The organism is Hyphomicrobium sp. 802 (genome assembly GCF_000526135.1).
Lineage (GTDB): Bacteria > Pseudomonadota > Alphaproteobacteria > Rhizobiales > Hyphomicrobiaceae > Hyphomicrobium_B.
Genome location: NZ_JAFM01000001.1, coordinates 4,135,232 through 4,157,863, shown reverse-complemented (window position 1 = coordinate 4,157,863; position 22,632 = coordinate 4,135,232). Strand labels below are relative to the sequence as shown.

General features: G+C 61.1%; 17 protein-coding genes and 1 tRNA gene. 12 read left to right on the top strand and 6 right to left on the bottom strand.

The window, feature by feature from the left end; genetic code table 11:
- Nucleotides 1-281: 281 nt before the first annotated feature.
- Entirely contained in the window at nucleotides 282-569 is a 288-nt protein-coding gene (locus HYP802_RS0121035) for a hypothetical protein (protein WP_155831283.1), read from the bottom strand.
- Between the two features lie 175 nt (nucleotides 570-744).
- On the opposite strand from HYP802_RS0121035, the gene panE reads away from it, so the two are divergent.
- The 5 genes from panE to HYP802_RS23075 all read left to right on the top strand — a co-directional run bounded on the left by panE (nucleotide 745) and on the right by HYP802_RS23075 (nucleotide 5,529).
- Nucleotides 745-1,674, top strand: a complete 930-nt coding sequence (gene panE, locus HYP802_RS0121030; protein ID WP_024276479.1) for a 2-dehydropantoate 2-reductase — start codon at nucleotides 745-747, stop codon at nucleotides 1,672-1,674.
- Between the two features lie 115 nt (nucleotides 1,675-1,789).
- On the top strand, nucleotides 1,790-2,308 hold the full coding sequence (locus tag HYP802_RS0121025) for a thioredoxin family protein (protein ID WP_024276478.1): 519 nt from the start codon (nucleotides 1,790-1,792) through the stop codon (nucleotides 2,306-2,308).
- Between the two features lie 67 nt (nucleotides 2,309-2,375).
- A tRNA-Leu gene (locus HYP802_RS0121020) sits at nucleotides 2,376-2,462 on the top strand.
- 240 nt (nucleotides 2,463-2,702) lie between these two features.
- A complete protein-coding gene (locus tag HYP802_RS0121015) occupies nucleotides 2,703-3,563 on the top strand; it encodes a DMT family transporter (protein WP_013949704.1) in 861 nt (286 codons plus the stop codon).
- Between the two features lie 130 nt (nucleotides 3,564-3,693).
- The gene (locus tag HYP802_RS23075) at nucleotides 3,694-5,529 is read left to right on the top strand and encodes a methyltransferase domain-containing protein (RefSeq protein WP_051463133.1); all 1,836 of its coding nucleotides are present in this window, start codon (nucleotides 3,694-3,696) and stop codon (nucleotides 5,527-5,529) included.
- A gap of 15 nt (nucleotides 5,530-5,544) precedes the next feature.
- Here the strand turns inward: HYP802_RS23075 and HYP802_RS0121005 are convergent, their stop codons facing one another.
- On the bottom strand, nucleotides 5,545-6,405 hold the full coding sequence (locus HYP802_RS0121005) for a DMT family transporter (RefSeq protein ID WP_024276476.1): 861 nt from the start codon (nucleotides 6,403-6,405) through the stop codon (nucleotides 5,545-5,547).
- Between the two features lie 110 nt (nucleotides 6,406-6,515).
- On the opposite strand from HYP802_RS0121005, the gene HYP802_RS0121000 reads away from it, so the two are divergent.
- The 3 genes from HYP802_RS0121000 to HYP802_RS0120990 all read left to right on the top strand — a co-directional run bounded on the left by HYP802_RS0121000 (nucleotide 6,516) and on the right by HYP802_RS0120990 (nucleotide 12,553).
- A complete protein-coding gene (locus HYP802_RS0121000; protein ID WP_035575858.1) occupies nucleotides 6,516-7,937 on the top strand; it encodes a PLP-dependent aminotransferase family protein in 1,422 nt (473 codons plus the stop codon).
- A 271-nt stretch (nucleotides 7,938-8,208) separates the two neighbouring features.
- Complete coding sequence (locus HYP802_RS0120995; protein WP_024276474.1) at nucleotides 8,209-9,405, top strand: efflux RND transporter periplasmic adaptor subunit; 1,197 nt, start codon at nucleotides 8,209-8,211, stop codon at nucleotides 9,403-9,405.
- Between the two features lies 1 nt (nucleotide 9,406).
- On the top strand, nucleotides 9,407-12,553 hold the full coding sequence (locus tag HYP802_RS0120990) for a multidrug efflux RND transporter permease subunit (RefSeq protein WP_013949699.1): 3,147 nt from the start codon (nucleotides 9,407-9,409) through the stop codon (nucleotides 12,551-12,553).
- A gap of 9 nt (nucleotides 12,554-12,562) precedes the next feature.
- On the opposite strand, the gene HYP802_RS0120985 is transcribed toward HYP802_RS0120990, so the two are convergent.
- The 3 genes from HYP802_RS0120985 to HYP802_RS0120975 all read right to left on the bottom strand — a co-directional run bounded on the left by HYP802_RS0120985 (nucleotide 12,563) and on the right by HYP802_RS0120975 (nucleotide 15,563).
- On the bottom strand, nucleotides 12,563-13,468 hold the full coding sequence (locus tag HYP802_RS0120985; protein ID WP_081741010.1) for a MipA/OmpV family protein: 906 nt from the start codon (nucleotides 13,466-13,468) through the stop codon (nucleotides 12,563-12,565).
- Between the two features lie 202 nt (nucleotides 13,469-13,670).
- Nucleotides 13,671-14,930 (bottom strand): MFS transporter, encoded by a 1,260-nt coding sequence (locus HYP802_RS0120980; protein ID WP_024276472.1) that lies wholly within the window; start codon nucleotides 14,928-14,930, stop codon nucleotides 13,671-13,673.
- Nucleotides 14,931-14,987: 57 nt separating this feature from the next.
- On the bottom strand, nucleotides 14,988-15,563 hold the full coding sequence (locus tag HYP802_RS0120975) for a PRC-barrel domain-containing protein (RefSeq protein ID WP_197022735.1): 576 nt from the start codon (nucleotides 15,561-15,563) through the stop codon (nucleotides 14,988-14,990).
- Nucleotides 15,564-15,808: 245 nt separating this feature from the next.
- Here HYP802_RS0120975 and HYP802_RS0120970 point away from each other — a divergent pair, with 245 nt between their 5' ends.
- Nucleotides 15,809-16,657: a fumarylacetoacetate hydrolase family protein gene (locus HYP802_RS0120970; RefSeq protein ID WP_024276470.1), complete on the top strand. Its 849-nt coding sequence runs from the start codon at nucleotides 15,809-15,811 to the stop codon at nucleotides 16,655-16,657.
- Nucleotides 16,658-16,743: 86 nt separating this feature from the next.
- Here the strand turns inward: HYP802_RS0120970 and HYP802_RS0120965 are convergent, their stop codons facing one another.
- Entirely contained in the window at nucleotides 16,744-20,088 is a 3,345-nt protein-coding gene (locus tag HYP802_RS0120965; RefSeq protein WP_024276469.1) for a hypothetical protein, read from the bottom strand.
- A gap of 342 nt (nucleotides 20,089-20,430) precedes the next feature.
- Between HYP802_RS0120965 and HYP802_RS0120960 the strand changes: the two genes are divergently transcribed.
- The 3 genes from HYP802_RS0120960 to HYP802_RS0120950 all read left to right on the top strand — a co-directional run bounded on the left by HYP802_RS0120960 (nucleotide 20,431) and on the right by HYP802_RS0120950 (nucleotide 22,597).
- On the top strand, nucleotides 20,431-20,883 hold the full coding sequence (locus HYP802_RS0120960) for a Fur family transcriptional regulator (RefSeq protein WP_245261518.1): 453 nt from the start codon (nucleotides 20,431-20,433) through the stop codon (nucleotides 20,881-20,883).
- A gap of 163 nt (nucleotides 20,884-21,046) precedes the next feature.
- Entirely contained in the window at nucleotides 21,047-21,793 is a 747-nt protein-coding gene (locus HYP802_RS0120955; RefSeq protein WP_035575856.1) for an ATP-binding cassette domain-containing protein, read from the top strand.
- A complete protein-coding gene (locus tag HYP802_RS0120950; protein WP_024276467.1) occupies nucleotides 21,794-22,597 on the top strand; it encodes a metal ABC transporter permease in 804 nt (267 codons plus the stop codon).
- Nucleotides 22,598-22,632: the final 35 nt, after the last annotated feature.

Genomic DNA, 22,632 nt, shown 5'->3' with positions numbered 1-22,632 from the left:
TTGTCATCCTCGGCTTTGCACCGAGGATGACAATCAACGTCTCACCTTCTCTGACGTCATCCCGGCGCAGGCCGGGATCCAGCCAACTCGCGCCATCCGTCATGCTAAAGGCCGCCTGGATGCCGACCTTCGTCGGCATGACGATAAATGCGTGCGATTGGCTGCCTGCTTCCCACCGGGGAGTCGCCAATCGCCAACAAAAAAAGCGCCTTTCAAGTGAAAGGCGCTTAAGTTTTATCCGGACTACTGGGCTTGAAATCCGGTCGGGGTAATCGCCGAGATTAGTTTGTAAGGCCCCGCGCCTGCGGCAGCAGCACCGACACGATGACTGTTCTGCCATCCTTCACGGCATTGCCGACCCACTGGCCTTGCTCGCCGCGATAAAGCGGAGAAATTCCGGTATATCCCTGATGTGCCAACTGCACGCGCGCCTGCTCGGCGTTTGCCGCGTTCGCGAGTTCGGCACTCAAGGCAGCCGCTGACGCGCCGTTGTTCGTTGCTGCTTCGTCGGCATAAGCCGGAAGCGCCATGCCGGTCAGCGCCAATCCAATTAACATTATGCGAGTCATGTAAGCTCCATTAAACTGCGCGGCGCACATGCCGCCTGTGATGAATCTGAGATAGACACCCAACCCGTTCACCGCCACACAACTCCCCGTGCGTCCGATCGCGAATGTCGTGAACAAGATGTGATCGACGCCCCGTTCGGTTGCATCGAATGATTGAAATGAGAGGCGAAACGCAATGAAACTGCTGTTCCTCGGCGCCGGTGCGACTGGCGGCTATTTCGGCGGCTATTTGGCGAAGGCTGGTGTCGATGTGACGTTTCTCGTCCGCCCCAAGCGCCGCGAACAGCTGGCACGCGATGGCCTCAAGATCGAAAGCGCGGACGGCCGTCTCGATATCCCCGTCAAAGCCATAACCCGCGACGAGATCGTCGCTCCGTATGATGCAGTCATCCTCAGCGCGAAAGCCTACGACCTCGACAGCGCGATAGATGCGATCCGCCCGGCTGTCGGCGACAAGACACTGATTTTGCCGGTGCTCAACGGCATGAAGCATCTTGATACGCTCGACGCTGCGTTCGGCGCTGCGCGCGTGCTCGGCGGTCTTACCCATATCAGTGTGACGCTGACCGAGGACGGCATAATCCGCCAGTTTGGGCAATTGTCGACGCTGACGATGGGCGCGCGCTTCGCCGGGCAGAAGGCGGCGGCGACGGCGCTTTACGAGACACTCGCTCGTGGCATCGAAGTGCGCCATGCTGACGACATCATCTTTGCGATGTGGGAGAAGTGGTACTTCCTCGCCGCCTTCGCAGCATCGACGTGCCTGATGCGCGCCGGCGTTGGCGACATCGTGCGGGCCGCGCACGGAGCAGAGTTTACGCTGAATGTGCTGAACGAATGCACCGCCATCGCTGGTGCAAACGGTTATCCGCCTCAGCCCGAGACGATGGAATTTTCGCGGACTTTCCTGACCGATCCGGCTTCGACGCTGTCGGCTTCGATGCTGCGCGATATCCAGCGCGGTGAGCAAATCGAGGCGGACCAGATCGTCGGCGACATGATCCGCCGCGGCAGGGCGCACGGCGTTGCGACGCCGCTTCTCGATCTCGCTTATCTCCATTTGCAGGCTTATGAGAACCGCCGTGCGGCCGTTAAGCCCGGTTGATCGCTATCGAGGCCCGTAGGATTACGACTTGTTAATCCGGCTGCGGCGTCTGCCTTGTTTCCAATCCGCCGATGCGAGACTAATACGGAAATCATCTGCAGCCTGGAGATCCGGCATGATCCGTACGCTCGCCGCCGCTGTGTTCGCACTGTTCGCTCTGACAGCATCGGCGGATGCGCGTGCCCCTGCATACGCTGACGAATGGAACGGCGCCGAGATCAACTGGCGCGACGCGCGGTCCGGCATTTATGAATCGGCGCACACGGGCCGGCCTGTCATCATGGTATTTCACGCCACATGGTGCTCCGTCTGCAAACGGTTCCGCCAGGTCTTCAAGGACCCGGCCGTGGTTGCAGCTTCGCGCGATTTTGTGATGATCCTGGTCGATGCCGACCAGGAAAAGGAGGTCAATGGCGCCTTCCAGCCGGACGGCTCTTACGTCCCGCGCACGCTCTTTCTCGATTCGGATGGCAACGTTTCCGACAAGCTCGTCGGAACCGATCCGCAGTATCCCCATTCCGTCAACGTCGACAGTCCGGCTGAACTGCTTGCGCTGATGAAGAAAGCGCACAGCGTCTACAACATTGCACCCGCCGTCGCCACCCCGGAGCCATCCGGCCAAGATCCGATCTGATAATTCTCCGGAACTTTTCCTCAGCGTGTTGCGCTCGCCCGTCTGACCCGCCATAAGGGCCGGCAACGCGGACGTGGTGGAACCGGTAGACACACAGGACTTAAAATCCTGAGACGGTAACGTCGTGAGGGTTCGAGTCCCTCCGTCCGCACCAAATCCATCTGCGATGCAAACAGCAGACATGATGCGATGACCATGTTGTCCTGCGACTGATGCATTAGGACACTGCCCATCAACTCCCCGTTGACACTTGGGGGCGCTCCCGCGTCAACGACGTGTGCGCTTCGCAACTCGTAAGCACCCAAGCTCTGGTTCGCGTCGCCTTTGGGATAGTTTTGGTCCATCGGCGGAGCAAAGTGGATCCGGTTAGCCCGCTTAGCGAAAGAGGATCACAATGGCGAGCCGAACCTATGGAATGTTGCTCGTTATCTTGTCAGCTATTCTTTGGAGCACTGCCGGTGCCTTCGTGAGGATGGCAAACCTTGATTCGTGGACGCTTATTGGGTGGCGGTCCCTGTTTGCATTCGTGACGCTCGCCGGGTTTGCAGCCTACGAGCATCAGAATAATTTGATAAAAGCCGTAACGGGGGTGGGGTCTTCTGGAGTTGTTGCGATCACGCTCTCTGTTCTGTCAACGATCGCATACATCTTCGCATTGAACCTGACGACCGTTGCCAACGTCATGATTGTGTATGCGACGTTGCCATTCATCGCTGCGCTCATCAGCTATGTCTGGATCAGCGAACGGGTGACCGTGCGTCTGCTCGGCGCGGGGATCACGGCCTTTATTGGCATCGCCATTATGGCCGGGTCAGCGGCAACGGCGAAAGATATCCTCGGTATCATCGCAGCTTTCGTCATGACGGCAACCTTTGCGTCGCAGATCGTTCACGCGAAAGTTTACCCCAAGCTTGACTTGAACGTTGTCATGGCATTGGCGGCTGGAGCGTGCGCCCTGATTGCCATTCCCTTCATGAATCCTGGGCTTCCATCGCCGAGGGCCCTTCTGGCCTGCGCTTTGTATGGTGGCTTGACGTCCGGGCTTGCTTACGTTCTAGCGCTCAACGGTGGTCGCTACATTACCGCCGGCGAATCCGGATTCATTCAAATGCTCGACGTCGTGCTCGGCCCAGTGCTGGTCTGGATTTTCTTTGCAGAGCAGCCCGAAAATGCCGTGCTGGCGGGGGGTGCTATCGTGCTCTCGGCGGTTGTTTGGTATCTTGCGCCCGCCGTCCGCGCACCGGCCATACCATAATGCTGAGTGCCGGGAAGGTAACGTCGTCAGGGTTCGAGTCCCTCCGTCCGCACCATTTGTCGAATTGACAACGATCGCGGGTATGTACGCTGGTGCCCAGCCCGCATTTCCAAACAGAGTCGTAAGCGCCTTGCGAAAGCGTGAATCGATAGCCCAGCTTGCCGAACACGCTCTGCGCTTGGCGCAGGTCGGCGAATTCGAAGGCGCCGCCGCATTTTTCGAGCAAGCCATCGCGCTCGACGCTGGCAATCTCGATCTGCGATACAACCTCGCCGTGGTTGAAGAAAACTTGGGCCACATCGGCAAGGCCGCGTCTCTGCTCATCCAGGTTTTGCAACGCAAGCCGGTGAGCCCGTTCGCGGCGGCTTCGCAGTTGTCGCGGCTGTTCACCCGCTATCGCGTCGACGACGGTGCCGTTTTGACGGCTGCCGGCTTAAGCACCGCGCTGCAAACCCGCGACGTCGCGCTTCAGCCGCTCACCGAGGCGGGCCTGCGATGGTTGTCGACACAGAATGCAGATTGGCGTGATGGCATTCGTCGTATCGCAAGCGGCGAAATGAGTGAGCTGGAAGCGGGCCGCGCGATCCTCGGTAAGCTACGTCACCTCGGCCGCGCCGAACACGAAATGCTTTGCCTCTGCCTGCGCGAGGGTATCGTCAAGAGCATCGACAACGAACGCCTGCTCACAGGCGTGCGCGCAGCGATCCTGCTCGATGCCGGCCGCACGTTGTTCGACGACCGCGATCATTTCAATCTTGCACTGGCACTGATGGTTCAAGGCTGGAACAACGACTTTGCCTGGGCCGAAACCTCGCAAGAGACGGACGCACTTTCCGCTGTGAAGATCGAGCGCGCCGCGCTGCTGGCGGCCGATATGCCGACGACGCACGCATTCCTGTGCGCGGCCCTGTATCGACCGCTGGAGGAGATTGTGTCGCCGCCGCTCGGCGTGGACGATATGCGCGTCTTGAAGCCTAAAAGTTTCCGCGAAACACTCAGCGCACAAATTCTCGAACGCGCCGACAGAGACGCTGCCGCCAAGTCGATCCCGGCAGTCGGTGCGCTTTCTGATGCAACCTCGCTGAAGGTTGCGCGCCAGTACGAAGCCTCGCCCTATCCGCGCTGGAAAACGGTTCAGCGTTCCGCGCCCGGCGCGCTGCAACGCTATCTCGGCCGCTTGATGCCTGCGGATCGCTTTGCATTCATGGACAAGGAATGTGACGTCCTGATTGCGGGCTGCGGCACCGGGCAACAGGCTTTGATGTCGGCGACGGCGCATGGCCCCAAGGCGCGGCTGCTCGCCATCGACATCTCGCGGGCGAGCCTCGCCTACGCCAGTGTCATGGCCGCGCGTGAGAAGGTCACCAACGTCTCGTTCGTTCAGGCCGACATTCTCGATGTTGCGCGCCTGGAACGTCGCTTCGATCTCATCTATTGCGTCGGCGTTCTGCACCACATGGCTGACTGGCGTGCAGGCTGGCGCGCATTGCTGTCGTGCTTGAAACCGTCGGGCCTAATGAACATCGGGCTCTACAGCGCGACGGCGCGGCAAGGTCTTCGCGACTTGCGCGACGATAAGGATTATCCCGGCGCGGGCTGTACGGATTCTGCCGCGCGCATCTACCGCCGGTCGCTACTGTTGCGCGATGATGAAACTCCGGCGAGCTACGTCAAGCAAAGCCGCGATTTCTTTGCGCTCAACACATTCCGCGATCTCGTCCTGCATGAAAGCGAAGCGACCGTGACGATCGAGGAGATAGCACAGTTCCTCGATGATGAAGGCCTCGTGTTTCGCGGTTTCGTATTGGACGCGAACGTGCTGCAGGAATTCGCAACTCTGTTTCCCGCTGCCGCCCCCGCCGGCACGCTTGCCTACTGGGCGGCTTTCGAGCGGCTGAAACCCCACACGTTCGACGGCATGTACTACTTCTGGGTCGAACGTCAGGACAAACCCGCCGCCGGATAAGGGAATTGTGTCGCGTCATGCAAAGCGCCTGGCGAACATGACGCAAACCACGACCACGCCCGTTGCCGCGATCATTGTCCAGGCGACGGGCTCGTGTAGAACAAGCCCTGCGAACGCGAGGCCGAGAAACGGCTGCAGCAACTGCAGCTGACCGACGCTTGCAGTGCCTCCGATTGCCAGTCCGCGATACCAGAAGACAAAACCGATAAGCATGCTGAAGACCGAGACATAGGCCAGGCCCATCCACGCGGACGATCCAATGTCGGCCCACGACGATGGCAGCGTCGCAATTGCAATCAGCAACATTGCCGGCGCGGCAAAGACCAGCGCCCATGATATGACTTGCCATCCGCCGTACTGGCGAGCGAGTTTGGCGCCTTCGGCGTAGCCCAAGCCGCAAACGATGATCGCACAGATCATCAGAATATCACCGACGGGCGACGCATTTCCCTCGTGACCGAAGGCGAAGCCAGCAACCGTCGCGCTTCCCACGATTGAGAAGAGCCAGAACAACGGCTTCGGTCGCTCGCCCCCACGCACGACGGCGAAGATCGCAGTCGCAAGCGGCAAGAGACCGATAAACACGATCGAATGCGCCGACGTGATGTGTTGGAGCGCGATCGCCGTCAGCAACGGAAAGCCGATAACGACGCCCGCTGCCACGATGCCGAGCGGCAGAAGCTCGCTGCGGTCGGGCTTTTTCTGCCGCAGAGCGATCAGCAGCATCGCCGCCAGCAGGGCAGCGATGACGGCGCGGGCGGACGTCAAGAATAAGGGAGAAAATCCAGAAACGGCGACGCGCGTCGCCGGCAGGGATCCGCTGAAAATGATCACGCCGATCAGGCCGCTGATCCATCCGTCGGCCGAGGATTTCATATCGCCTCCATAGTGCTGAAGGTCGATAGACTTAGATGGGGCTGACTGGCGCGCCCAGACACAATGCAGTACAATTTCAAGAAACTGTACTGATACAAAAAGCCATACACATGAAGAAACCGAAGAATCGCGGCGCAACCCGCACCGACATCGTCATGCGCGAGATCCGGGCCAAAGTCGCAAAACGTACTTTGGCGGTCGGAGACCGATTGCCGTCCGTCCGCCGGTTCGCGGCGACAATGGGTGTCTCCCCGTCGACCGTTGTCGAAGCCTACGACCGGCTGGCGGCCGAGGGCCTGATCCGGGCGCGGAGAGGTTCCGGCTTCTACGTGTCGGGAACGGCGCTGCCGCCGCTCGCCTTCAAGGAAACCGGCCCCAAGCTCGATCGCGCCGTCGATCCGTTTTGGGTTTCGCGTCAATCTCTCGAAGCGGATGCACGCGTCTTGAAGCCGGGCTGCGGTTGGCTACCGTCAGATTGGATGCCGGGCGAGGACTTGCGTCGGGCCTTTCGCAAGTTTGCGCGCGCCGACGATCATCTGCTGACCGAATACGGCAGCACGCGTGGAGCGATAAATTTGCGCCGCCATCTGCTCGCGCGCTTTGCAGAGGACGCGCTTGAGTTGACGCCGGATCAGCTGCTGCTGACCGCATCGGGCACGCAGGCGATTGATCTGATTTGCCGCTTCCTGCTGCGTCCGGGCGATACGGCTTTGATTGACGATCCCTGCTACTTCAATTTTCGGGCGCTTTTGCGCGTGCATCAGGTGAAGATCGTCGGCGTGCCCTACACGCCGTCGGGTCCAGACGTTGCACGTTTTGAAGCCATCCTCGCTTCCGAACGGCCGCGCCTCTACATCACCAATTCCGCACTGCATAATCCGACCGGTGCAACGATGTCGTTGCAAACCGCCCATCGCCTGTTGAGCGCAGCAGAGGCGCACGACCTGACGATCGTCGAGGATGACATCTTCGCCGATCTCGAACCCGACCCGTCTCCGCGCCTCGCCGCATTGGACGGTTTGAGACGCGTCATTCGTATCGGCAGTTTCTCGAAAACACTTTCTGCGTCCCTACGCTGCGGTTACATCGCCACGCGGCCCGACTGGATCGAAGATCTCGTTGACCTCCAGGTCGCGACCAGTTTCGGCGGCCCGAGCCCCGTCGCGACCGAAGTTCTGGCCGACGTGCTCACCGGCGGCGGCTATCGCAAGCACATGGATGAGCTTCGATCGAAGCTGGCAAGGTTGCGCCGCCGGACGGCAGATAAACTACATGATCTGAACATCGAGCCGTGGGTGATGCCCCGCGGCGGCTTTCACCTCTGGTGCAAGCTGCCGAATGCACGGGATTCCGCGGCTGTCGCGCGAGCGGCGCTTAAGGAAGACGTTGTGCTCGCTCCAGGAAACGTTTTCAGCGTATCGGACACCGCGTCGGAATTTCTGCGCGTCAACGTCGCACAATCGACCGATCCGCGGGTATGGGACGTTATGCGCCGCGCCATCGACGCCGGAAATCACGGGGCGGCAGAATGATATTTTCGAATGTCGCGTGACCGATTACCCTCGCGACGCCGTTGCTAAAGAATTTTCAAATACGCACGCAAATCATACGCGTCATTCACTGTGGGAAAGAGTTCCGCTTGTTTAAGCGATAGCGTGGGCCTCGGGCTGTCCCTTGCCACTTTGTAACGCGATTTGTCGGACAGGCAGCGACGGAACTGCCTTTCTGAACCGTCGTTAATCGGGGGCGACGACTGGCCTCGGATACTTTGCATGGAAACGCATTAGGAAACGGACGTGTCGGATGCGTGCCAAAAGTTTTGTCCTGCCGATAATCATCGCGCTCGTTGCGGGCGCGGGTTATGCGGCGTGGATGCGCGAGCATCCTGCCGGCGCCGAAAAGAAGAAGCCGGAAGAAGCCGTTCCCGCCACCGTCGCGACCGCGGAACGAAAAGACTTTCCCGTTTACTATGATAGCTTAGGCAACGTGCAAGCATGGAATACCGTGACCGTGCGTTCGCGTGTCGATGGCGAGATCGACAAGGTTGCGTTCCAGGAAGGCCAGTTCGTCAAGGCCGGAGATCTTCTGATCCAAATCGATCCGCGGCCGTTTCAAGCGACACTCGATCAAGCCGTCGCAAAAAAGGCTCAGGACGAAGCTGACCTCGTCAATCTAAAACGCGATCTCGATCGTTTCGTGAATGCGGGACCGTTGGCGACAACGCAACAGCAGATCGACACGCAGCGCTCGGCCGTGAAGCAGCAGGAAGCATTGATCGCTGCCGACGCCGGCGCCATCGACGACGCCAAAGTGCAGCTCACGTATACGACGATCCGCGCGCCGATCTCGGGCCGCATGGGGTTTCGCCTCGTCGATCAAGGCAATATCATCCACGCGACCGATACCGGCGGCGTTGCAACCATCATGCAGATCGAGCCGATTGCGGTGATCTTTACGGAGCCTGAGCAAAAGCTTTTGAGCATCCTCGATCAATTGAAGCACGGTGCGCTGCAGGTCGCAGCCTATACTCCGGATGGTCAGCGCGAACTGGGCAAGGGCGAGTTGTCACTCGTAGACAATCAGGTCGACATGACGACGGGCACGATCAAGCTGAAGGGAAAATTCGCCAACGCCGATCATGTGCTTTGGCCCGGCCTCTCGGTGTCGACGCGATTGCTCATCCGAACGGAAAAGAACGTCGTCGTCATTCCCGATGCAGCTGTCCAGCGCGGCCCTGAAAATTTGTTCGCCTACGTCGTGCGTCCCGACAATCGGATCGAGATGCGCAAGCTCATCGTCGGTGAGATCCAGGATGGTGAAGCCGTGATCAAAAGTGGCGTCGAACCCGGAGAGCGCGTGGTTACATCCGGCTACTATCGCCTTGCGCCCGGAACGCTCGTTGATTTGACGGAGCAGAACGACCGCAAGGAAAAGGCTGCCCACACCACCGCGTCAGATATGACCGCGCGCCCGAAGCGCCCGTCCGGCGAGGCCGAGTAACATGGAGAGCGGCGGCATTTCAGGTCCGTTCATTCGCTACCCGATCGCGACGTCGCTGATCATGGTCGGCATTCTGTTCGTCGGCGTGATCGCATTTATGAATCTGCCGGTTGCGCCGTTGCCGCAAATCGATTTTCCGACCATTCAGGTTTCGGCCAATCTTCCGGGTGCGAGCCCCGAGACGATGGCGTCGAACGTGGCGCAGCCCCTTGAGCGGCAATTCGCGCAGATTCCTGGCGTGACGCAAACGACTTCGACCAGCGGCCTCGGTGTCACGACCATCGTCGTGCAGTTCGATCTCGATCGCGATATCGACGGCGCGGCCAACGACATCCAATCTGCGATCAACGCCGCTGGCGGTCAGCTGCCGCAAGACCTTCCGCAGCCGCCGATTTATCGCAAGGTCAATCCCGCCGACAGTCCGATCCTGCTGCTTTCCGCCACCTCCGACGCCATGCCGCTGACCGAGGTTGACGACAACGCCGATACGAAACTTGCGCAGCAGATCAGCCAGATCAACGGCGTCGGTCAGGTCGTGATCGGTGGCGAGCAAAAGCCTTCGATCCGCGTTCAGCTCGACCCCGCGAAGCTCTATGCCCGCGGGCTGACGCTCGAAGATGTGCGACCGCCGCTCTCGATCACCACGGTGAACAGCCCTAAGGGCTCAGTCCAATCCGCCAATCGCGGCTATACGATCTACACCAACGATCAGCTGACTGACGCGAAGTCCTGGGACGACGTCATCATCGCCTACCGCAACGGCGCCCCGATCCGCATCAAGGACGTCGGCAAGGCAATCGTTGGGCCGGAAAACGATCAGGAAGCGGCGTGGGCCAACAACAAGCGCGGCGTCTTCCTGATTATCTTCAAGGAGCCGGGCGCCAACGTCATCGAGACAGTCGATCGCATCAAGGCCGAGCTGCCGCGGCTTCAGGCGGCGATGCCCAAGGCGCTCAAGGTGCATATTCTGAGCGATCGCACGCAGACGATTCGCGCGTCCATCGAGGACGTCGAATTCACACTGCTGCTCTCGGTGGCGCTCGTTGTCGCCGTTATTTTTGTTTTCCTGCGCAGTCTCTGGGCGACGATCATTCCCAGCGTGACGGTACCGCTGGCGCTGTTCGGTGCCTGCGCGCTGATGTATGTCTTGGGCTATAGCCTTGATAACTTGTCGCTCATGGCCCTGACGATCGCCGTCGGCTTCGTCGTCGATGACGCCATCGTCGTTCTTGAAAACATCGTGCGCTACGTCGAAGACGGCGAAAAGCCGTTCGATGCGGCGATGAAGGGGGCGCGCGAAATCGGCTTCACCGTCGTCTCGATCAGCATTTCGCTCGTCGCCGTCTTCATCCCGTTGCTGATGATGGGCGGCATCATCGGCCGCCTGTTCCGCGAATTTGCGGTCACCGTCACAATGACGATTGCCGTCTCGGGCTTCGTCGCGCTGACGCTGACGCCGATGATGGCCTCGCGCTTCCTGAAAAGCGAAAAGGACGTGCAGCGCGGCCGCCTTTACAAACTGAGCGAACGCGGCTTCGACGCGCTGCTCAATGGCTACGGCCGCGGCCTCGATTTCGTTCTTCGCCATCAGTTCCTGACGCTGATGACATTCTTCGCGACATTGGGATTGACCGCTTATCTCTTCGTCACCATCCCGAAAGGCTTCTTCCCGCAGCAGGATACCGGCCTCATTATCGGCATCTCCGAAGCGGCCGAAGACACCTCATTCGACGCCATGATGAAGTATCAGGAGGAAGTCGGCAAAGTTGTTTCCAGCGATCCGGCCGTCGCGACAGTGGCAATGGCAATCGGAGCCGGCGGCACGACGCCCGCGCTCAACAGCGGTCGCGTCTATATCACCTTGAAACCCAAGTCCGAGCGCGATGCGTCGGCATTCCAGGTCATCCGCCGTTTGCAGCCGAAACTCGCAAAGCTTGAAGGCGTTCGCCTCTTCATGCAGGCGGCGCAGGATGTGAATGTCGGCGGCCGCGCGTCGCGCACGCAATTCCAGTACACGCTTGAGGACGCCGACACCAACGAGCTTAACACCTGGGCGCCGCGAATCCTCGAAAAACTGAAGACGCTGCCGACGCTCCGCGACGTCGCGACCGATCAGCAGATGGCAGGCACGACGCTGAAGGTCGAAGTCAATCGCGATCAGGCCTCGCGTTATGGCCTGACGCCCGACGAGGTCGATGCGACGCTTTATGATGCATTCGGCCAACGGCAAGTCGCGCAGTACTTCACGCAGCAGAACAGCTATCACGTCATCATGGAAGCATCACCCGAGGTGCAGGCCGATCCGCACAGCCTCGACAAGCTTTACATCCACTCGCCGACGACCGGCGGCCTCATCCCGCTCGGAACGATCGCTTCGTGGACGACGCGCAAGACCGAACCGCTGTCGATCTCGCATCAGGGGCAGTTTCCGGCCGTAACGATCAGCTTCAATCTCGCGCCCGGCGCTTCGCTCGGCACGGCGACCAACCAGATCAGGGCCGCTGAGCGCGAGCTGCGCCTGCCGGCTTCGATGCAGACGACATTCCAGGGCAACGCTCAAGCCTTCCAGGCATCACTGACGACGATCCCGCTGTTGATCGCGGCGGCGCTTTTCGTCGTCTACCTGATCCTCGGCATCCTCTACGAAAGCTACATTCACCCGATCACCATCCTGTCCACATTGCCATCGGCGGGTGCGGGTGCGCTCATCACCTTGATGCTATTCGGCTTCGACTTCAGCCTGGTCGCCATGATCGGCGTTATTCTGTTGATCGGCATCGTCAAGAAGAACGGCATCATGCTCGTCGACTTCGCCATTCACGCCGAGCGCAACGAGCACCTGTCGCCGGTCGAAGCCATCCGCAAGGCGGCGCTGCTGCGGTTCCGGCCGATCATGATGACGACACTTGCGGCGCTGCTCGGCGGCGTCCCGCTGATGATCGGTGCCGGAACCGGCGCTGAAATCCGCCAGCCGCTTGGCTATGCGATGGTCGGTGGTCTTGCGATCAGCCAGATCCTGACGCTCTTCACGACGCCTGTTATTTTTCTGTACATGGATCGGTTGTCGAATTGGCTGACGAAACCGGCGGAGGACACTAAGGCGCCGAGTGACAAGGCGGGTCCTGCGAGCGCCGCGCCCGCGCCATAGCCGAAGCCGCTAGTGGCTCCAGACGAACTTATACTTTGCGCCGAATGAAACGGTGAACTGATCCGGCGATCCGGCTTCGCTGACCAGCGGCGAATCCGCCGCGCTGCCAACCAGCCGCTCGTATTCGAACGACGCCATCGTCGAGAACTGTTCGGTCCATTTGTATTCGCCGTAAAGGCCGGCCCCAGCCGAGCGCACGCCCGCAGACGCTTCGTATTTCGAAAGGTGGACGCTTTCCGCCTGCGCCGCATTCAAACCGTAGTAGGCATTCATGTAGTCGCTGTCGGCGACCGACAGGCGCGGACCGGCGGCGACCGTCCATTGCGTCGTCGGATGCCAGACGAAATCCGAGCTGAGGTCGAAAATCCAGCCTTCTGCGCCATAGACGGCGTTGCGCGCTTCAAGACGCGTGCGTAGCCATTCCGCCGGCCAATATTCGACGAAAGCGCCGATCTCAAGCGAAAGGTCGACGCCGGTATTGCCGATCTCTTTCAGCCCGCGATCGCGCGTGTTGCCGAAATCCCAGCGGATCTGGCCGACGGGACCGGCGCGGAAATTATCGGTCGAGAACAGCTCGTAATCGATGCCGTCGTTCGGCAGGCTCAGCCATTCCTTATCGCCGACCCGATGAAAGTCGACGATGGGCGAGCCGCCCAGATCGTAATGGCTTGAACCGGAAAACTCCGGCGAAATATTTCCCCAGGCGCCGAGCGTAACAACCCAGTCGGACGATGCCGTTGCGATGGTCGGATTGGTGATGGAGTTGTCGAAGGGGCCGTCGGCGAATGCCGCATGGGGAGCCACGCAGGTGGCCACCGCCGCCAGGATGCCACTGCAGGCAACGGACACCCAACGCTGAACGCGTGATGCCGCTACGCCATCCAAAGCAACGGACTTGCCCCGATTATGGGCCATAAAACACTCCAACAGCGCCCATCGGGATATGGTGTACGCGCCCTATTGGGAAAATTAAAGAACCATAAATTCGTAAAAAAGATGTTCTGACGACCGCGAGACGGCGGCGATGACGCAGATCAAGAAGCTGGAAACGGCGGCTAACGACTTGAGCCATCGCGAAATTCCGTCCGTTCAATGAGGATGATCCCCTGGTTGCGGCTCAACGCGCGATATTGCTTTCGTGTTCCTTACTTTCTGCAGTCCGCGTTTCAGGCAGCAGCAGCACAACCGCCAGGAAAGCCGCTAGCCCAATGCACGCCAGCGTCAGGAAGGCCGTCGACGCTCCGAAATCGTAGGCGATAATACCCGCCAGCGTCGTGCTGATCGATGCGCCGACGCCCATCGCGATGCCGACAAAGCCGAGCGCCAGATTGAAGTTCCCCGACGTTCGCGTAACGTCCGCGACGGCGCCCGAAACCAGCACGCCGAGCGCCGCCGCTGAAATGCCGTCGAGGCATTGGATCGCCACCATGACGACCGGGTCCGAGCTCGATGCCAGCAGCGCGGCGCGTACGGGCAACGCCGCGAAGCCCAGCATCAGCAGTGGCCGCCGCCCATGCCGGTCGCCATAGCGCCCGATCCACGGGGAGATCATCGCCACCACGAATTGCGGAACGATGATGCACAGCGCGACGAGGATCGTGGCGGCGTCGCTCGCACGCTGCGTGATGAGGTTGGCGACGAGCGGCATGATCGACGCATTGGAAAGGTGAAACAGCGATACCGTGCCGGCCAGGATCAGCAGCGGCCGGTTCGACGCCAACGTCCGCGCCGCGTCGATAATGTCGTAATGCGCTTTCGGCTTCGGCGTCACTTCCTCGCGATGAAAGTCGCCCGGCGAGATCAGATAAAGCGAAAGCACCGCCGGAACAGTCATCGCCGCCGCGACGAAGAACACAGCCTGGCTCGAAAGATAATAACCGCACGCGCCCATGCTCGCTGCCGCGATCATGCTGCCGAGCGACGCAAACCGCGCATTACGGCCCAAGCGCTCGCCGATCAGGTTATGCCCGACGAGCCCCAGGCTGATCGCCGCGAGCGCAGGCCCTGTCACGACGCTCGCGAGCGAATGAAAGACTTGCGCGAAGAAGACCGCGGTAAACTGCGGCCAGATCGCAATCGAAAACGCCGACGCGCCGATCATCAATGTCGAGGTGGCGGCAAGTGTCCGTTCCCGTCCCATCGCATCGACAAGTGCGCCGCCGGGCACCTGTCCGATGAGCGCGATGATGCTGCCGACCGTCAACACAAGGCCAATGTCGGCGCTCGTCCATTTTTCCGACGTCAGATAGACGGTGAGAAACGGCCCGAACCCGACCTGGACATCGGCGAGGAAAAACGCAAAGCCGTCGACGCCGAGTTGGCTCCTGCCTGTCGGCCTGATACCAGCGCGCCGCCAAAACCGAGCGATGCCGCGCATAGCGTCAGTCCGGCGCGCAAAGCAGATGAATGTGAGCCCCCGCGCTGACGGACCTCATCATTTGGCCGGAGCAGAAGTGGCTGGCGGTCCTGAAGGTTGTGGCGGCCCGGGCTGCGCCGAGGGCGCCGGCTGTGCAGGGGGAGCAGAAGCGCCGACGATCACCACCGGCTCGCCCTGATGGTATTCGGGCGTCACGCGCAATTCGTCCCGCGTCATGCCGAGTGTGATGGCCTTGGGCGAGAACTGCAGCGTTCTCCACGCAACGGCGATCTTCCGCGATCCGACACCCAGAAAGCCGCCGAAATCGATCACCGCCGCCCGAACATCGCCGCTGTGGCTGACGAGAATATCGGTAATTTGCCCGAGCTTTTCGCCCTTCGCACTCGTCACGTCCTTGCCGAGCAGGCTTTCGACTTTGTTGTCATCGACGACGACGGCGGGCATGTCGCCGGGCGTCTGCTCGTCGGGCTTCTTGTCCGCATCAGCGGGGGCTGTCGCGTGCTTGTCCGGCACGGCGGTAGACGGCGGCTGCGCTTCAGGAGATGCAGTGTCGGCGCGTGCTACGCCCCCCGCGGCAAATGCGAACATTGTCGCAAGCATCAAGGAAACACGCGCCGTAACCATAACACGCATCGGAAGGTCCCCATTCCATACTGAAACGCGAGGCATTGCAGCCTCGCGCTCGATTTGCCGACACCCGGCGGCCAAGAGGAAACTGCCGAGCATGGCGCAAGTTCCGCCGTCGCTAAACTTCACAAAGCGCAATGCCGCGGAGACATGGCCGCTGGACCCCAGGCGACATGATTGGCAGGCCGGGCTTTTTCTGCTTAGAAGCTGCCCCGGCGCCGCAAGGCGATGCTTTCTGGAGATATTCGCAAATGAAACTCGTTCGCTTTGGCGCCCCAGGTGCCGAAAGACCCGGCATTCTCGACACCAATGGCGAAATTCGCAATCTCTCGGAAGTCATCCCGGATTTTTCCGGCGAATATCTCTCGCCCGCATCGCTCGATGAAATTCGCAAGCTCAATCTCGCGTCCCTCCCGCTCGCACCAAAAGACGCACGCCTCGGCGCGCCGGTTGCCGACACGCACAACTTCATTGCCATCGGCCTCAACTTTGCCGACCACGCCAAAGAGACGGGGCAAGAGATTCCAACGGAGCCGATCCTTTTCAACAAGGCGACGACGTCGATCTGCGGCCCGGACGACGATGTGATGATCCCGCGCAATTCGCGCCATCTCGATTGGGAGGTCGAGATAGCGTTCGTCATCGGCACGCGTGCCCGTTACGTCGATGTGCAGGATTGGGCAAAATACATTGCCGGCTACTGCATCTGTAACGACGTGTCGGAGCGCCGCTTCCAGTCGAAGCGCGGCGGCCAATGGGTGAAGGGCAAATCCGCCGAGACGTTCGGGCCTGTCGGTCCGTGGCTGGTGACGCCCGACGAGATCACCGATCTCGACAACCTGACGATGACGCTCGACGTCAACGGCGAGCGCAAGCAGACCGGCTCGACCTCGACGATGATTTTCCGCATCCCGACGCTGCTGGCTTACATCACCGAGTTCATGGTGCTTGAGCCCGGCGATATCGTGACGACCGGCACGCCGCCCGGCGTCGGCACTGCTCGCAATCCGAAAGAGTTCTTGAAGGCCGGCGACGTCATGGAATTGAAAATCGACGGTCTCGGCACGCAGCGCCAGAAAGTCGTCGAGTTCAAGCTCTGAACGGTCGCCTTTCACAACGTCATCCCGGCGAAGGCCGGGATCCAGTCAAGCTTCGGCGCGAACCGTGTAAGTCGCTCAGTGCGCGCTCACGCGTCGTCGCCGGGCTCGCTGTCGCTATCGGATGGACGATAGAAATTGCGGAAATCCGAACCTGTTCGCATCGCGAGCCGTTGGCGGATTTCGTCCCACGACCGCGGATTGTCGAGATCCAATCGCCCGAGCGCTTCGCGCACGAACTTCAGCTGATCCTTGAGATCCTGCTCGCCGTGCGCGAGGCCGTCGTCCGGCTGTGCCGCGGTCTCGAGTTCGTCGATCAGATATGTGACGAGACTCATCTCGGGAAACAGCATGTAGAGCGAAAGGTCGTCGCGCACAGCCCCATCGATCCCTTCAAGGATCGACAGCTTGCGCTCGTCACCGCCGGTTTCACTGCGAAGTCGCGAATAGGCTTCGCTCAACAAGCGATCTTGCTCGTTCTGGAAATCGCGCAGGAGCAAGCCGAGATTTTCGTTTTTCTTGCTGTGCGCATTGAGCGCTTTCCAGGCTTCCCGGATAGCATCGCGCGACTGCGGTTGACTGAACCGGTTGTCGACAATATCGGACCGCAGGTGAATGGCTTCGAGCAACACTTCGCGGAAATGCGCCGCAAGCTCCTGCTTTTCTTCGCGCGGCAGCGGCAGCAAGCCCGGCAACGCCGGCGGATCGCGACGCCGTTCGATCTCCGGGACGCTACCCTTTTTCTCCGGCGGCAATTCGGGCTTGGCTTCGCGCAGCACGCCGGCATCAATGGCCGGACGCTCCTGCACGCCTTCAAACCGCGCCCGATCACGCCCATACGCAGCGCTTTCCGGCGCCGTCGCACGGATTGTCAGCAACGTCTCGTAAAGCGCCGGACGAATGTAATAGCGGTCGTCGATCTTGACGTCGGGCGCAACGGCCTTCACCGCCGACCCCGCATTCATCACGCGGCGGACGACGCGCGAATCGTAATCATTGGTGATCTCCGACAGCGTCACCATTGACGTGAAGCCTTCCGTCTCACGGATCGGCTCAAGCGTATTCAGCACGATTTCGGAGTGCTCGCGCGGATGCGGTGCCAGCGCTGCCGATACAAGCTGTTCGAGCCGCGCTTTGTCTTTCGCGGAAGCGTCGGTCTTGAATTGCTTGTCGCAGATCGACGAGAGATATTCACGCAACTCGCTGCGCACGCGGTAACGCTCAGGGTTATGACTGATCGTCTCGACCGCGCCGATATCGGCGCCCGCCGTAAGCACCATGCGCACCCGATCGGCCTGCGACCGCTCCATCGCGCTCAAATCGGCGAGCGCCGAAAATCCGTCCTGATTGGTGATCGGCCTGAGCGACGTCAGCGTCAGCCACGCCGTCTCATGCGGATGCGCACCGAGCGCGGCGTTGATCGTCGCTTCGAGCTGAGCACCCGACCGCGAGCGATAGCTCGGAATATCCGACAGCGGCGAGCGCACGGCATTGGCGCCGAATAGGCCGGACATGAAGATCAAGCCGTCGAGTCCGATCGCAATCGCGAGCGCCAGATAGGCGAGGTGGTTGCCGTCCTGGAACGCATTGAGCGTCACGACAAAGCGGTGCGCCTTGTCATCGCGCGAAAGCTCGATGCGGTTGATCTCGGTCCGCAGCGCATCTGTGTCGTGGCTCGGCAGCGCGCTATCGGACAGGCAGCGCCGCGCGAACGCGAACAGCGCGTCGGTCGACGTGTTGGCATTGAGCTTGTCGCCGCCCGCGCAGGTGTTCTCGAAAACCTTCGTGCCCGCTTGCAGCGCGAACAGCGTGCCCGCCGCATCGGCCGTCGTCTTCGGATCGCAGTCGATGCCGGAGACAAGCGACTTCGTTTCCGGCGTCGCCTGCATCGCCGTATAGATATCGCCGCACATCTGCTGCACACTGTTGAGATGCGCGACCGTCGGATCGGCGCGGAACTCTGACCGGATGCGCTCGAACAGGGGCAGGATGCGCGTCGGATCGATTTTCGGTCCGGCGTCCGTTTGCACGCTGTCCTGGGCGAGCTTGATCCGCTGCTCCGCCGTCTGGGCTTCGCCCTTGTACTTGGCGAGATCGCCGTCGAGCGTTGCAAGCTCGGTGTCGATAGACGATAGCCGCGTTTCGACCGTGCTCAGACGTTTCTGGGCATTCGCCATGCGCTCCTGCGCGATTTGCGCCGCGCCTTGCAGTGTGGCGAGTTCCGCCATGCGCTGGCGATAAAGCGGTCCGCGTCCGGCCTTGCCGCTGCCCTCCACGCCCTTGTCTTCGGCCAGCGCCTCGACGCGCTTGGCATCGACGTCTTTCAGCTTCTGGTCGTAGTCGGCTTTCTTGGTCTGATAATCGGCCGCCAGTTCGGGGCGCTGCGCCGCAAGGCTCGCTTTTTCGTCCGTCAGCGAAACCTTGCGATTGGCGAGGCCCGCTTGCCCTGCCTGCGCCGACGCCATCCGCTCCTGCTGCTCTTGCACGGCACGGCGACGCTCTTCGATCTGATCGTTGACGAACTTTTCGATCACGGCCTGCGATTGCGTTGCGGCCTGTGTGATCTTCTCAAGCTGCGCATCGTAAGCTTTCCAAGCGTCCGTCTTGAAGAGTTCGTCGGCGAGTGCCGCGTGCCGGGCCGCGATCGCCTGTTCGATATCCGTGATGATGCCCGACACCTGGTTCTGCGCGCGCAGTTCGGCTGCGCGCACGCGCTCCGACTGCGGGAAGATCGACGTGAAGAAACTATCGAACGAGAAGAACACGCTCGTCGCCATGCAGGCGAGGAACATCAGCCACAGCATCGAATTGCGCAGGATGATGCGCACGACCTGGATGTAAGGGCGGACGATGTCGCTCGCCGCATAGAGCGCGAACAGCGCCACGAGCAGAAGCCCGGCCCCGAACATCAGGAATTTGTTTCCCGCCGTCGACCAGTCGATATCGGACAGGCCAGTCGCCTGCCGGCCGTCGCCGCTTCCCGACCACTGCAGAAACAACACGAAACAGGTGAGGAACAGCAAAAGCCCGATGAAGGTGCCGATCCACGGCTGCGCCCCCGAGCTTGCGAGTGCTGATTGTCCCGGTCGCGATTGCCGGTTCATCCCCGTAGCGAAACTCTCGCCGATCAGCCACGCGACGATCAGCATGATGCCCTGGATGCCGAACGTCACCATGCCGGAGAGCAGGGGTTCGCCGGTGAAATTGTACATGCCTTCCCATGTGCGCCAGCCCGCCGCGGCAGAAAGCACGAGGCCGGTCGTACCGAGTAAGGCTAGGCGCCAATTGGAAAAAATCGTTTCTTCGATGGCGGCCCTCAGCCGTCGCGCAATCCGGCTGCGCAGCAGGAGGGTGAGGATGCAGGCAATGACAACGGCAATACCGATCGGCCGGGCATTTTCCGCCAGTCTGTCGATCAAAAACTTGACGTCCATCCTGAAGTCGTTCCCAGCCAGTGCGCCCGTCGAATCGCCGGCCGCGTTGGTTAAAATTGCGCGCCCCAGCGGGCTGATTGGCGGCGACATTAAGACGAAATGTGCTCATCGGATGAACTTCTTTTGAGAATCTCACCCATTCCGCCAGCCACCGGCGCATCTTACCTTGGTCGCGCCGCACGGGGATAAAATAAGGCATGCGGCCCTTGAACCGGATGGTCCGCCATCCCGACATGTTATATCGTCCGGAGAGGCATCAGTTCCACGGTTTGGCCTTCGGCCGGGCTCTAGAGGATGACCATGATAGCGAACGCAGCCGACGAGCAGAGGGCAAGGGACCGCTTGAAGACATCTCTTGAGCAGGCGACCGCGATTTTCGCTGAAAAGAATATCCGGTTCACCGACCTTCGCCGTAAGGTTTTCGAGGAGATCGCCTCGACCCAGGCCAGCGTCGGTGCCTACGAGGTCCTCGACCGGCTGGCCAAGAAGGGCACGCGCCTCGCCCCGATCTCGGTGTACCGCGCCCTCGATGCGCTGCTTGAAGCGGGCGTCGTCCATCGCCTCGAAAGCAAGAACGCCTATTTCGCCTGCCGGCGCATGGACAAGCCGCGCACCGGCCGCCCGCCGATCTTTCTGAGCTGCGAAAAGTGCGGCGCCGTGCAAGAGGTCGACGGCGACGAGATCTTCCGCGCCATCGACACGGCTGCGGCCAACACCGAATTTGAGACCCGCGTCCGCTTCGTCGAAGTCTCGGGCACGTGCCGCGAATGCGCCGCCGCCCGCCGCACGGCCTGACACGGAGACTGCCGTTTTGTCAGCTTTGGACGACGCACGAGGGAATGCCCTCACGGAGGAGGCCGCAGCGTGTAGTTGCGGCCACCATCACGAGCACGCGCCTTTACAAGAAAAGGCTCGGCCCTTCGATACGACAGCGTTGATCTCGGCACGCGGGCTGGCGATGACCCGCGGCAGCCGCGAGGTGCTCTGGAATATCGACCTCGATGTTCACCGCGGTGAGATCGTCACGCTCATCGGCCCGAACGGCGCGGGCAAAACGACACTCGTCCGGCTCCTGCTCGGCATCGAACGGCCGACCCGCGGACGCATCGAGAAGCCGGCTTCAACCCGCATTGGCTACGTCCCGCAACGCTTCGATGTTGATTCCACAATCCCGATGACGGTCGCCTCGTTCCTGGCGCTCGGCGCGAACGTCACGACCGACGAGATCAAGCGCGCCTTGGAAGAAACGGGCGCTGCTCGCACGCTTGATCAGCAGCTTTCGAAGCTGTCCGGCGGCGAAACCCAACGCGTTCTGATCGCCCGCGCGCTGTTGCGCCGTCCCGATCTTCTCATCCTCGATGAACCGGCGAGCGGCGTCGATTTTACCGGTGAAGCTGACCTCTATGACATGATCGGCTGCCTGCGCGATCGCCACAATCTCGGTGTCCTGCTCGTCTCGCACGATCTCCATGTCGTCATGGCGAAGAGCGATCGCGTGATTTGCCTCAACGGCCACGTCTGCTGTTCCGGCAAACCCGAGGATGTGTCCCAACACGCGTCATACGTCCGCATCTTCGGGCCGCACGCCGCAACAGCGCTCGGCGTCTATCGCCACCACCACGATCATCAGCATGGCTTGACCGGCGAAACCGAGCCGCTCATCGAACCGGCGACGCAAACGCCAATGCCGGGGCGAGGCACCTGAGTGATCGCTGGACTTGATCCTTTCATTTGGCGCGCCTTCTTCGCGGCAGTCGGCTTGGCTGTCATCGCGGCGCCGCTCGGCTGCATTGTCGTCTGGCGGCGCATGTCCTATGTCGGTGAAACGCTATCGCAGGCGAGCTTGCTCGGCGTGGCGCTGGGGCTCGCCGCCGACATCAACCTGACGCTCGCCGTTGTCATCGCTGCCATTGCTGCTGCGGGCGTTCTGACGCTGCTCGGACGGCAGAAAACGGTGCCGCTCGATTCCGCGCTCGGCCTGACGCACCACGCAACGCTCGCGCTCGGTATCGCCGCAATCTCGCTCGTCAAAGGCCCGGGCATAGACCTGATGAGCTACCTCTTCGGCGACGTTTTCGCGGTCACGTCCGGCGATCTCGTCTGGATTTACGTCGGCGGCGCAGCCGTGATGGCCGCAACGCTCTATCTCTGGAAGCCGCTCGTCCGCCTGTCGCTGCACGAGGACCTCGCGACCGCCGAGGGCATCAACCCGCGCGTGTCCCGCGCTGCCTTCGACCTCTTGCTGGCGGTCGTCATTGCCGTCGCGATGAAAATCGTCGGCGTTCTGCTCGTCATGGCGTTTCTTGTCGTTCCGGCCGTGGCCGCCCGGCCACTATCCACAACCCCGGAGCGGATGGCCGTCCTGGCCGCCGCAATCGCGATTTTGGGCGTAATCCTGGGGCTTTGGCTGTCATTATCGAGCGACGTTCCCGGCGGCCCTTCAATCGTCATAGCGCTGTGCACAATCGCGGCCATATCGCTTCTGGCGGGAAGCGCCAGAGGGCGCTAGAACTCGGGGCCCCAGGAGCGGGACCAGGGACGGGA